At 47.0% G+C, this 12,838-nt stretch carries 8 protein-coding genes and 1 pseudogene; 8 read left to right on the forward strand and 1 reads right to left on the reverse strand.

From position 1 onward, the window contains the following. Positions 1-191: 191 nt before the first annotated feature. Positions 192-521, reverse strand: a pseudogene (locus tag ACTQZS_RS10045) (terminase large subunit); the annotation flags it as partial. Positions 522-751: 230 nt separating this feature from the next. Between ACTQZS_RS10045 and ACTQZS_RS10050 the strand changes: the two are divergent. The 8 genes from ACTQZS_RS10050 (at position 752) to ACTQZS_RS10085 (ending at position 12,759) form a co-directional block, all read left to right on the forward strand. Further along, entirely contained in the window at positions 752-1,027 is a 276-nt protein-coding gene (locus tag ACTQZS_RS10050; protein WP_441475683.1) for a hypothetical protein, read from the forward strand. A 248-nt stretch (positions 1,028-1,275) separates the two neighbouring features. Next, the gene (locus tag ACTQZS_RS10055; protein WP_441475684.1) at positions 1,276-3,867 is read left to right on the forward strand and encodes a type I restriction-modification system subunit M; all 2,592 of its coding nucleotides are present in this window, start codon (positions 1,276-1,278) and stop codon (positions 3,865-3,867) included. After that, positions 3,860-5,077: a restriction endonuclease subunit S gene (locus ACTQZS_RS10060; RefSeq protein ID WP_441475685.1), complete on the forward strand. Its 1,218-nt coding sequence runs from the start codon at positions 3,860-3,862 to the stop codon at positions 5,075-5,077. The genes ACTQZS_RS10055 and ACTQZS_RS10060 overlap by 8 nt, the downstream gene beginning before the upstream one ends. Further along, positions 5,078-8,260, forward strand: a complete 3,183-nt coding sequence (locus tag ACTQZS_RS10065; protein ID WP_441475686.1) for a type I restriction endonuclease subunit R, EcoR124 family — start codon at positions 5,078-5,080, stop codon at positions 8,258-8,260. It begins immediately after the preceding gene. Between the two features lie 49 nt (positions 8,261-8,309). Further along, the gene (locus ACTQZS_RS10070; protein ID WP_441475687.1) at positions 8,310-9,239 is read left to right on the forward strand and encodes a site-specific integrase; all 930 of its coding nucleotides are present in this window, start codon (positions 8,310-8,312) and stop codon (positions 9,237-9,239) included. 163 nt (positions 9,240-9,402) lie between these two features. After that, positions 9,403-10,386 carry an alpha-hydroxy-acid oxidizing protein gene (locus ACTQZS_RS10075; RefSeq protein ID WP_441475688.1) on the forward strand — a complete coding sequence of 328 codons (984 nt, stop codon included), beginning with the start codon at positions 9,403-9,405 and terminating at the stop codon, positions 10,384-10,386. 203 nt (positions 10,387-10,589) lie between these two features. Further along, on the forward strand, positions 10,590-11,336 hold the full coding sequence (locus ACTQZS_RS10080) for a metallophosphoesterase (RefSeq protein WP_441475689.1): 747 nt from the start codon (positions 10,590-10,592) through the stop codon (positions 11,334-11,336). 262 nt (positions 11,337-11,598) lie between these two features. Continuing rightward, the gene (locus ACTQZS_RS10085) at positions 11,599-12,759 is read left to right on the forward strand and encodes an ABC transporter substrate-binding protein (protein ID WP_441475690.1); all 1,161 of its coding nucleotides are present in this window, start codon (positions 11,599-11,601) and stop codon (positions 12,757-12,759) included. The last annotated feature ends 79 nt before the right edge of the window (positions 12,760-12,838 follow it).

A 12,838-nucleotide genomic window follows, 5' to 3' on the forward strand; every position in this document is an offset into this window, starting at 1 on the left:
TCCATCAATACCAAGCCTCCTTTGGAGAAGTCGAAAAAACCTTAGATTTATTCGACTCCATTATCGCAAAGGCTAGCTAGGTACAACAGGTACTGGCGGTTTACCGTTTACCTTTGATTTCTCCTTATCAGCCTTGATGTTTCCTGCAGGGTCACGGCGGATGAAGATGTTATCCATCATCAAGCGGAGCACCGGACGGCCTGCTTCACCCATTGATGAAGTCTCAGCTGCCGGAAGGCGTTCTCCTCGCCGGGGGTCTGCTTTGCTGAGTTGCAGGCAGCTTCCACCATGTCGATTCCTACTGTGATACCAAGGGACGGATTCGCTTTCTTCCAGACGGCGGGGTCTGTCCAGTCATCGGATTCCTCCGCCCCGTAGATCACAGGGTAGAATGTCGGGTCGATTTTCCTGCCTTCGATGACGTCGAGCGCCTTCTGGAGGACTTCGTAGCAGATACTGTTCATATCCGTCCCGGCGGTCGTGATAAGAAAGTAAAGCGGCTGGGTTCTGGCGTCCCCGGATCTTGCTTGTGACAATGATAGTTTATAGGTAAACCCGAGATGTTGCAAATGTGAGGCCATTACATATTAGCTTACAAATGTTATAATTAGGCAAGATAGGAGTGGTTTCCGGAATCATTGAATCATTAATGGTTTATACACATCGGAGAAACACGAGAAAGATATGATTGCTAAAAGGGAAGAGAAGGAAATAGTTGCCGCGGAGATTTCACTTGAGACAAAAGGAGAAAATGTCGGCAGCAGTAATATCGATGCAGAACAGCGACGGGAATTATGATGAGACTGAGCGTCGTATACTGAAATATGTAGTTCGTAAGCTGAACATCGATAAAGCTGTGTTCCTGGAATTGGAAAACAGTATCGTTACGCTTCTTGATCTTGAGAAAGAGCTGCAATGGATTAAGACGACAGATCGTCCTTATCTCACGATAGAAGCTATGGTTAATGAGATCACTGACCGGAAAAAAGTGATCTCTGAGAGCGTCAAGGATCTGATTAAGTTATAAGGAGGTCGGATATGCCATTACCTTTACTATTTATCGGAGTTGCGGCTGCTATGGGATCAGCAGGTGCTGTTCTGGAGCAGAAAAGCGAGTAGTGACGTCAGCTTTTCCTGTTTAGAGGTTATTTCTATTTTTCAAGAAAAAAGAAGCATGATGGATTCAGATACAGCCGGGGACGGGGCAGGGTTTCCCGGTTTTATTGATATGACCACGTCATTTTATAATTGACACACAAAAGGGGACAATACGAGATGAACAAGCAGCAGCTGGCAGCAAAGATCTGGGAATCCGCGAACCGTATGCGGTCAAAGATTGAGGCCAATGAGTACAAGGATTACATTCTTGGATTTATTTTCTATAAATACCTCTCTGATAAAGAGGAGCACTGGCTCCTGCAGAGAGGATATGACGCAGAAAGTATTCGTGAATATGTCAATGAAGAGGCAGACGATGCCTATTCCAGCCGTACAAGTGCACAGCAGAGCCTTGGCTATTTTATTGCCTGGAAAGATCTGTTCTCGACCTGGATCCAAATGGGATCAGATTTTTCCGTTGATAACGTCCGCACAGGGCTGTCTTCGTTTAACCGTCTGATTTCAGAATCGCATAAGAAGGTTTTTGAAGGCATTTTCAACACTCTGGAGACCGGACTCTCCAAGCTCGGTGAGAATACAAAATCCCAGACCAAGGCGGTCAGTGATCTGATCCAGCTGATCAATGAAATCCCCATGAATGGAAGACAGGACTATGATGTGCTTGGCTTCATTTACGAATATCTGATCTCTAACTTCGCAGCCAACGCAGGGAAGAAGGCCGGAGAATTCTACACACCCCATGAGGTGTCCCTGCTCATGTCCGAGATCATAGCAAACCACCTGAAGGGTCGCGATGAAATCAAAATTTATGATCCCACCTCTGGTTCCGGAAGTCTGTTAATAAACATCGGCAGGACCGCGTCTAAATATATGGAAGACCCGAACAGGATCCGTTATTACGCGCAGGAGTTGAAAGCCAACACATACAATCTGACACGTATGAACCTTGTCATGCGAGGCATCCTTCCGGACAATATCGTGACCAGAAATGGCGACACCCTTGAAGAAGACTGGCCATATTTCGATGAATCGGATCCACAGGGAACTTATGAGCCGTTATATGTGGATGCGGTCGTAAGCAATCCGCCCTATTCTCAACGGTGGGATCCTTCCGGAAAGGAAAATGATGCCAGATACGCCCGTTACGGTCTGGCTCCCAAATCCAAGGCGGACTACGCTTTTCTTCTGCATGATCTCTATCACCTCAAGCCGGACGGTATCATGACCATTGTCCTTCCCCATGGTGTTCTTTTTCGCGGCGGTGAGGAAGGTACCATCCGCAGAAACCTGATCGAGCAGAACAATATCGATGCCATCATCGGTCTTCCTGCCAATATTTTCTTCGGCACCGGCATTCCGACGATTATCATGGTACTGCGTCAGAAGCGGGAAAGCACAGACGTTCTGATCATTGACGCCTCCAAAGGATTTGCCAAAGAGGGAAAAAATAACAAGCTGCGTGCATCTGATATCCGAAGGATTGCCGATACGGTGCGGGCACGCAGGACAACGCCGAAATATTCCCGTGTGGTGAGCCGCGAAGAAATCCGGGAAAATGATTACAATCTGAATATTCCGCGCTATGTGGATTCCTCTGAGGAAGCAGAGAGCTACGACATCTATGCTGCCATGTTCGGAGGTATTCCGGAGCAGGAACTACACTGTTTTGACAGTTTCTGGAAGGTATTCCCGACGCTGAAGGACGAGCTGTTTGCAGGGGAGAACGGGTATCTTCATCTGTGCACAGAAAATATAAAAGAAACGATACGGAAGAATGCAGATGTCTGCCGGTTCCGTGACACATTCAGGGAGGCTTTTGAGGATCTTGGTGAAAAAATGGATACTGCCCTCATAGACCAGGCAGAAACACTCTCTGTGCCAAAAATAGAGGAAGATCTGACAGGGGAGATCTTCCGTCGCTTCCACGACATTCCGCTTCTGGATCCATACCAGGCTTACGAGATCTTTGAGGACCAGTTCTCTGTCATCGGCGGCGATCTGGAACTGATCCAGACAGAAGGATGGAAAGCAGTGAGCCAGGTGGATCCCAACATGGTAGTGAAGAAAAAGAATGGAAAAGATGTGGAGGTCCAGGAGGGATGGAAGGGACATATTTTGCCTTTTGATCTCGTTCAGAAAAACTGCCTGGCTGCTGAAAGGAAGGATTTATCGGATGAGGAGGAACAGCTTGCGGGGATCCCATCATCCTACGAGGAACTGCTGGATGCGTTAAGTGAAGAGGAAAAAGAATCAATCTCGGACGCACTCAACGATAGCAATGATGCATTTGTGTTTAAAAATATTAAGACTGTTCTGAAAACACTAAAGGCAGACAGCGACGCCAGCCCTCAGCTGATTTCAACCTTGCAGAAGGCGGAGCGGCTGAATAATGAAGAGAAATTTCTGAAGAGTGAAATCAGGAAAAAGGAAGAAAGGCTGCATCTGGACACAAAGAAGACAATCGAAAATCTGACAGATGGGCAGGCCCGTATACTGCTTCACCAGAAATGGGCAAAGCCCGTGCTTGATGGAATCGCGTCTCTTTCCGAGACCATGTTGGAAAAGTTCTCCAAGGATGTAGAAGCGGCTGCAAATAAATATTCGGTAACTATGAATGACCTTGAAGCAGAGATTCATCAGACAGAAAAAGAGTTGTGTGATATGCTGGGAGATCTCACCGGATCAGAGTCGGATATGCAGGGTATCCGGGAACTACGTATTCTGTTAGGAGGTTCCGAAGATGAATAAGCGGAAAACACCGGCGATCCGATTCAAGGGATATCAAAATGATTGGGAACAGCGTAAGTTGTCATCGCTATGCGAGAAATTTACGGACGGTGATTGGATTGAATCGGAAGATCAAAGTGATTCGGGTGTTCGATTAATTCAGACTGGTAACGTGGGTGTTACTGAATATCTCGATAAGCCAAACAATAAAAAATGGATATCTAATGAGACTTTTGATCGACTCCATTGCGAAGAAGTTTTACCAGGAGATATCTTAATTTCGAGATTGCCTGAACCTGCTGGAAGAGCTTGTATTATGCCATTTTTAGGCACAAAGATGATAACAGCAGTTGATTGCACAATCGTCAGAACCTCACCTGATGTGAGTAATAAATTTTTGGTGCAGTATCTGTCATCACAACCATACTTTAACGAGGTAAATACCTGTCTTGCCGGAGGAACGCGACAGAGAATAAGCCGTAGTAATCTATCGAATTTTATGGTGCCGATACCTTCTGAGAAAGATGAACAAGATGCCATAGGATCTGTTTTTGAGAGCATCGACAACCTCATCACCCTTCATCAACGTAAGCTGGAAAAGCTGAAAATTCTGAAAAAAACGATGCTAGAAAATTGTTTCCCTCAAAAGGGTGAATCTGTGCCAAGAGTTAGGTTCGGAGGCTTCACTGGAGATTGGGAACAGCGGAAGTTTTCCGAATTATACGAAAAGGCAAGTAGAAAGAATGACTTGACCTACGGAAAATATGACATTATTTCGGTTGCCAATATGTACTTCAAACCGGATTCATACATCACGGATGAAAGATACTTGCTCACATATAATATTTTTGAGCTTGGCGATATTGCTTTTGAGGGAAATAAAAGCAAAAACTATGCTCACGGTCGTTTTGTTGAGAATACTATCGGAAACGGCATAGTTTCACACGTTTTTGATGTATTCAAGCCAATAATGAAGCCTTATGATTTGCAGTTTTGGAAGTACGCTATCAACAATGAACGACTTATGGGTGGCATACTTTTGAGAAGTACAAAAGCGTCAACAATGATGACGAACCTTGTAGCAAATGATTTTTTGCAGGAAACATTCGTGGTGCCGTCTTATCCTGAACAGCAGAAAATTGGGGCTTTTTTTCAAGGACTCGACAACCTCATCACCCTTCATCATCGAAAGCAAAAACGCATAAAAATTTGTTATTTCAGGAGCATATAAATGGATCATTTTGAAATAGAAGCTGATTTTGAGAAAGCGCTTATCGCTGCACTTCAGGGATATGGATGGGAGAAGAAGGTAATTGACCATCCGACAGAGAAAGACCTGATCCAGAACTGGGCAGATATTCTGTTTGAGAACAATCGTGGCAAGGACAGGCTGAATGACTGCCCATTGATTCCGGAGGAAATGGATGAGCTGCTGGAGCAGATCAGAGAAGCGCGGACTCCACTTGCTCTGAATGGATTTATTAACGGAAAAACAGTTTCCATTACCCGCAAAAATCCAAAAGATAAGGATCACTATGGGAAGGAGGTCAGCCTGAAGATCTATGACCGCATGGAGATCGCTGCCGGACAAAGCCGGTACCAGATCGTAGAGCAGCCGCTTTTTCCGAGACATGAAAAGGTGCTGCAGGACCGCCGCGGAGACCTTATGCTTCTCATCAATGGAATGCCGGTGTTTCATATAGAACTGAAACGTTCCGGAGTACCGGTTCAGGAGGCGGTGAATCAGATCCAGAAGTATGCGCATGAAGGCGTGTTTACCGGTCTGTTTTCTCTTGTGCAGGTATTTGTGGCCATGAACCCGGAGGAGACACTGTATTTTGCCAATCCCGGACCGGATGGCAGGTTCAATGCTGACTTTTTCTTTCATTGGGAGGATGTGAATAACGAGCCGGTTAACAACTGGAAGCTGGTTGCGGAGAAGCTGCTTTCTATTCCGATGGCGCATCAGCTGATCGGATTCTACACGGTTGCGGATGATTCCGATGGTGTGCTGAAGGTAATGCGCAGCTACCAGTATTATGCGGCGAACAAGATCTCTGACCGTGTGTCAAAAAATGATTGGATGGAGGGAAATCAGCTGGGCGGATATGTGTGGCACACAACTGGTTCCGGAAAGACAATGACTTCCTTTAAGTCCGCGCAGCTGATTGCCAATTCTAAGGATGCCGATAAGGTGGTCTTCCTGATGGACCGAATCGAGCTTGGAGTTCAGTCGTTGAAGGAGTACCGGGCGTTTGCGGATGATACGGATGATGTGCAGGCAACGGAAGACACGATTACCCTTATCTCCAAACTGAAGAGTAATGATCCAAGAAACACACTGATCGTTTCTTCTATTCAAAAGATGAGCAACATCCGCGAAGATGCAACTGCAAAAATGCGCGCCAGAGATCTGGAAGAGATGCAGAGCAAGAAAATCGTCTTCATTATTGATGAATGTCACCGCTCTACATTTGGCGAAATGCTATCAACGATCAAGGCAACTTTTCCGAAGGCACTGTTTTTCGGTTTTACTGGTACACCTGTGTTTACGGAAAATGAAAAGGCAATGAACACGACGGCGGATATTTTCGGAGATGAACTGCATCGTTATAGTATTGCAGATGGAATTCGAGATAAAAACGTTCTGGGTTTTGATCCGACAATGGTGCTGGTGTACCGTGATAAGGATTTGCGCAAGAGGGTTGCAAAACAGGAATCCGGCGCTCTTTCAGAAGAAGAAGCTGTGACAGATCCGGTGATGAGTCAGAAGTACTATCACTTTATGTCCGCATCGGAAGTTCCGATGGCAGGGCGTAAAGGAGAAGATGGCAGATACGAGAAGGGCATCGAAGATTATGTTGAAAGGGAAGCCTGGCAGACACCAGTGTATCAGAATGCCGTGGTGAATGACATCATGGAGAACTGGCGGACGCTCAGCAGAAATGGTAAATTCCATGCTATTTTTGCCACATCCAGTATCCCGGAGGCGGTCGAATATTACCGGATCTTCCGCGAAAAATACCCGGAACTGAAGGTGACGGGACTCTTTGACCCGACAATCGACAATCAGAGTGGAAAGAAAGTGTTTACTAAGGAAGACGGGCTGAAGGAGATGCTGACAGATTACAACAACACCTTTGGTCAGAACTTTGATATTGGCGGTTATGCTGCATTCAAGAAGGATGTTTCTGCAAGGCTGGCGCATAAGAAACCCTACGCTCGGGTAAAGCCGGAAGAGCAGCTTAATCTTCTGATTGTCGTCAATCAGATGCTTACCGGATTTGATTCCAAGTGGATCAACACGCTGTATCTGGATAAGGTGCTTGTCTATCAGAACTTGATTCAGGCTTTTTCCAGGACGAACCGTTTATTCAACATTAATGAAAAACCGTTCGGAATCATTCGATATTACCGGATGCCACATACCATGAAGCGGAACATCGCGGATGCCGTCCGGCTCTATTCGGGCGACCGCCCGCAGGGCCTTTTTGCAGATCATCTGCCGGATAATATCACCCATATGAATGTAACCTTCCGGGACATGACGGAAATATTCCGAAGTGCAGGGATTCCGGATATGGACCGTCTGCCAGGGGATGTTCCGTCAAAGGCAAAGTTCGCGAAGCTGTACCGGGAATTCTCCACTTATCTGCAGGCTGCCAGGATCCAGGGAATGCGCTGGGACAGACGGGAGTATTCCTCCCGGATCGATCCGGAAGATGAGAGCAGGGAGGAGACGATTACGTTGATTCCAACGGTGAAGCAATACAACATTCTTCAGCAGAGGTACAGAGAACTGCAGCGTGGCAGAGGCGTGGATGATCAGGAGGAGGAAATCACCTTCCCGATAGATCCCTATTTGACGGAAGAGAATACCGGTGTTATCGACAACGATTATATGAATGCCAGATTCGAAAAATGGAAGAAACCTCTCAGTGACCCAAGTGTCCCGCAGGAGGAAAAAGAGAAGATGCTGGCAGATCTGCACAAGTCCTATGCCTTCCTCTCTCAGGAAGATCAGAAATACGCCAACATTTTCCTGCATGATGTGCAGACCGGAGATGTTCATCTCGTTCCGGACAGAAGTTTCCGGGATTATATCGTCATGTATGAAAAAAATGCGAAATCAGAACAGGTAAAGCGCGTGGTGAAGTACCTTGGCGTCTCAGAGACACAGCTTACAGATATGATGAAAGCCCATCTGACGAAAAATAAGCTGAACGAGTACGGCCGCTTTGATGCGCTGAAGGCGACCGTTGTGCGTGACAAAGCACAGACGTATTTCTCACAGGTGGATGGGAAGATGCTTCCGCCGTTTTTGGTGAGCAACCGGGTGGATAAGCTCCTTACAGATTTTATTCTGGCAGATGGGTTCGACATCCCGGATCCGGAACAGAAAGATGGAAAATAAACAGAAGGCGGTCGGTCCTTCATCGGCATAGCAATGAAAGGAGAAAAATATGCCTTATGAATTTCAACCGACCGATCAGCTGAAGGAATACTATCGGAATTGGATATCTGTGTACAAGGAGGGCGCAATTCGTGATGTTACCCTGTCCAAGTACAAGATGAGCCTTGTCTGGATTGAAAAACTGGTGCCGGATCTGAAGCTCTGCGATGTTACACGGACGGTATATCAGCAGATCATCAATGAGTATGCAAAAGAACATGAGCGGCAGACGACGATGGATTTTCATCATCAGCTGAAGGGAGCTGTTCTGGATGCTGTTGATGAAGGCTTGATTCCTCACGATCCGACGCGAAAGGTTATTATCAAGGGAAAGACACCTGCTGAGAAAAAAAGAAAATATCTGAACCAGTTTGAGCTTCACACACTTTTGACAAATCTGACGCTTGGAGAAACGGTCAGCTGGGACTGGTTCATTCTTCTTGTGGCAAAGACCGGCATGCGTTTCTCGGAGGCACTGGCGGTCACCCCGGCAGATTTTGATTTTGCCCATCAGACCATTTCTGTCAGCAAGACGTGGAATTACAAGGAGGGAGGAGGCTTTGCCCCAACTAAAAATCGTTCCTCGGTCCGAAAGATCCAGATTGACTGGCAGGTAGTAATGCAGTTTGCAACACTCGTAAAAGATTTGCCTGCAGATCAGCCGATCTTTGCGACAGATAAGAAGGTGTACAATTCTACCGTGAATGATTTGCTGGAGCGGTACTGCAAAAAACTGGGAATCCCGGTGATCTCTGTGCACGGGTTGCGGCACACGCACGCATCGATACTGCTCTATGCCGGGGTTTCTATTGCCAGTGTCGCAAGAAGGCTTGGGCATGCCAGTATGACAACAACGCAAAAGACATACCTGCACGTTATTCAGGAACTGGAAAATCAGGATGTAGATCTCGTCATGAGATCACTGTCAAATTTGACATAACAAAAGTATAGTACAGGTGCCGATGGAGGATTTTTAAAGCGGAAGCATCAAAGTACGATGAGCTATTGAGGTAAGTGCTCATGCTTATAGTTATAAAGGTTTACATATTGTTACAGCGATTGTATTCTTAAAAGATTCGGATTCGCGATATGGAGGTTGACAGATGGAGAAAGAAGCAAACTGGCCGGGACCGGAGGGGCTTATTCCGGCGCTGCCAAAAGATGCATCGAACGCAAGCTGGCACACAAGGCATTTTTTGGATGAAATTCTCATAGAAGAGCGCATCATCGGAACGCATACGGCAGATATCTCGATGATGCTTTGGGGGCGGAAATTTACATCTCCGATCATGATGCCGGCATTTTCGCATTTAAACAAGGCAGGGCTCGATCACCGGCCAATGGAAGAGTATGCGCAGGCGGCAAAGGATCTGGGACTCGTCAACTGGGTCGGCATGGAGTCCGACGCGGATTATGCGGACATTGCCGCAGTCGGCGCTGATACAATTCGCATCATCAAGCCTTTTGCCGATCATGAAAAGATCAGGAGGCAGATGGCCTTCGCGGTGAAACATCAGGCATTTGCGGTTGGCATTGATATCGATCACAGCATCGGAAATGATGGAAATGTAGATGTGGTCGATGGCGAAAAAATGGGCACACTGACGGATCAGGATATAGAAGGATTTGCAGAGACTGCACATGAATTGGGAGTTCCGTTTGTTGCCAAGGGAGTCCTCAGCATAAAGGATGCCGCCATCTGTGAGAAGGCAGGCGTGGATGCAATCGTAGTCAGTCATCATCACGGCAGACTGCCATTTGCCGTACCGCCGGCGATGATACTACCTGATATCAGGAAAGTCTCAGGGAAAATGAAGATTTTCGCGGACTGTTCCGTGGATGATGGAAGAGATGCATACAAACTCATGGCGCTGGGAGCTGATGCTGTTTCGACCGGGCGTGCCATCCTGCCAGGGCTGCTGAAAAACGGGACACCGGCTGTGAGGGAAAAGCTGCAGCAGATGAACAGACAGCTGAAAGAGCTGATGGGGTATACCGGTGTGGCAGCGCTGGGTGCATTTGATCCAACGGTCCTCTGGTACCACGGAAGACACCTCCTTGCATGTTTGGAAAAATCGGAGTTTTAGATATTTCCCGAGTGCATTTGCCTGGAACATGTTTGCCGCGTTTGCGGCTGCTCCGTTTACGCTCTTCAGAACAATGAATATCGATACCTCACATAGCCCCGCAGTGACGAAAATCACTTCGGGGCTTCTGGAAAAGGTGTATGAAAATTTAACCGGTAAAAATTACCATATGCCTGAAGGAGGAAGGAGGCAATTTTCTGCGTATGGCTTTATATGCGATTGGAGATCTGCATCTTCATTTTCAGTCTGAGCTGAAGGCGCCCGGACAGCTGCATGACCGTGTATGGAAGAAGCACGAGGAAAAATTCAAAAAAAACTGCGCACAGCTGATGAAGGACGAGGATACGCTTGTTCTGGTCGGAGATCACAGCTGGGGAAAGAATCTTGCGCAATGTGAAGAGGATCTTCAGTATATCTGTGATCTTCCCGGCAGGAAAATCCTGACCCGCGGCAATCACGATATGTTCTGGGATGCAAAGAAAACAGGGCAGCTGAATGAAAGATATCAGCCACAGCTTGCCTTTCTTCAGGATAATTATGAGACGTACCGGGACTATGCGCTTGTCGGGACAAAGGGATTCACTTTTGAAGGACCCTTTTATGTGGACCGCCGCGGAAGAATCGCGGGATGGGACGAGGCGGCGGAGGAGCATGCGAAAAAGCTGGTGGACCGGGAGCTGAAGCGTCTGAGAAAATCCTTTGAGCTGGCGAAAGAAGACGGCTACCGGAAGTTTATCATGTTCCTCCATTATCCGCCGACAAATATTCTGGAGGAACGAAGCGGATTTACGGATATGGCGGAAGAATATGGCGCGGAGCAGGTGATTTACGCGCATTGTCATGGGGAGAGCCGGTTCCATGACAGCATACAGGGAGAATATCGCGGCAGGCAGTATCATCTGGTGTCAGGGGATTTTCTGCGGTGGAAGCCATGGAAGGTGATGGATTAAGCGACGATCCTGTCTGCGTTTTCGAAGAGCTTATACAATAAAACAAACATGCAGAATAAGAAATCGTACTCACGGTATGAAAATTTGTGCCGGAGATGCGATTTCTTGTTTTTTTTTCGGATAAAATCAGGTAGTTTGACAACATTTTCAAAAAGATATTGAATTTACCAGACAAGATACCTTGGCTATGATATAGGCATCAAGATCATTGACACGGGGTGTCAAAAATTTATTTCATTGTTCTTTCAAGGGAGGGAAAAAAATGAAAAGAAAAGTCGTAGCAACTATCATTGCCATGGTAATGGCCACAGGACTTGCGGCATGTGGATCATCTGCGAGTTCAGCAACGTCGGCAAAATCAGAGTCATCTGAGGCATCTTCAGCATCTTCAGAAGAAGCGGCAGCGGCAGATTCTTCAGAGGATATGGAGGAGCTTGCAAGCTCGATTTCCGCTGATGCGGGAAATACGGACGGAGATCTCATTACCGTAGGATTTTCTCAGGTAGGACATGAGTCAGACTGGCGTACCGCTTCGACGAATTCCGTCAAGGAAGCCTTCTCTGAGGCAAATGGCTTTGATCTTCAGTTTGTTGACTGCGACAATGACTCCGAGGCACAGCTTGAGTCGGTCAGAAACTTCATTCAGCAGCAGGTTGATTACATCATTATTGACCCGATTGTTGCAACCGGATGGGACACTGTTCTGACAGAGGCTCAGGATGCAGATATTCCGGTTATCGTCATTGACCGTACGATCGATGATTCCGATAAATATACAGCATGGATCGGAACAGAGACGAAGAACGAAGGCCTTGCGGCAGGAGCATGGCTGAAGGCTTATGCAGAGGCAAAGGGTCTTAAGGATCTCAATATCCTTGTTATCTCCGGAACAACCGGATCTTCAGCACAGATCGGACGAAGCGAGGGCTTTGATCAGTATGTAGAATCTGAGGGATGGAACAAGCTGGATGAGCAGACCGGAGATTTCACACAGGACGGCGGCCAGAAGGTTATGGAGTCCTACTGCAAGTCCTACGAAGGAAAGTTCAATGTAGTAGTATGTCAGAATGATAACGAGGCGTTCGGCGCTGTAGATGCGATGAAAGCAGCAGGCGTTTCCTACGGTGTTGACGGTGATGTCATTGTCATCTCGTTTGATGCATGCAAGGCAGGACTTCAGATGGTTCTTGACGGCGATATCAACGCAGACTTCCAGTGCAACCCGCTGCAGGGACCTGACTGTGCAAAGATCGTATCTGAGCTTGCTGCAGGCAAAGATGTTCCGGAAAAGACCTACATGGCTGAGCCGTGGTACGCACATGATGATACGGTTAAGAGTGTAAGTTACACCAACGCAGCAGGCAAGGATGTCACAGAGGATATGATTGTAGTTGATCAGAGCATCGTTGATGCAGGATACTGATGGTCAGACGTACGGACTTTAAGAAGTCCGGCAGTTGCACCAGCTGAATTCTGGAAGGGCTGTCGCTTTTCGAGCAGCA

The sequence above is a fragment of the Bilifractor sp. LCP19S3_H10 genome (assembly GCF_052119185.1).
Lineage (GTDB): Bacteria > Bacillota > Clostridia > Lachnospirales > Lachnospiraceae > Bilifractor.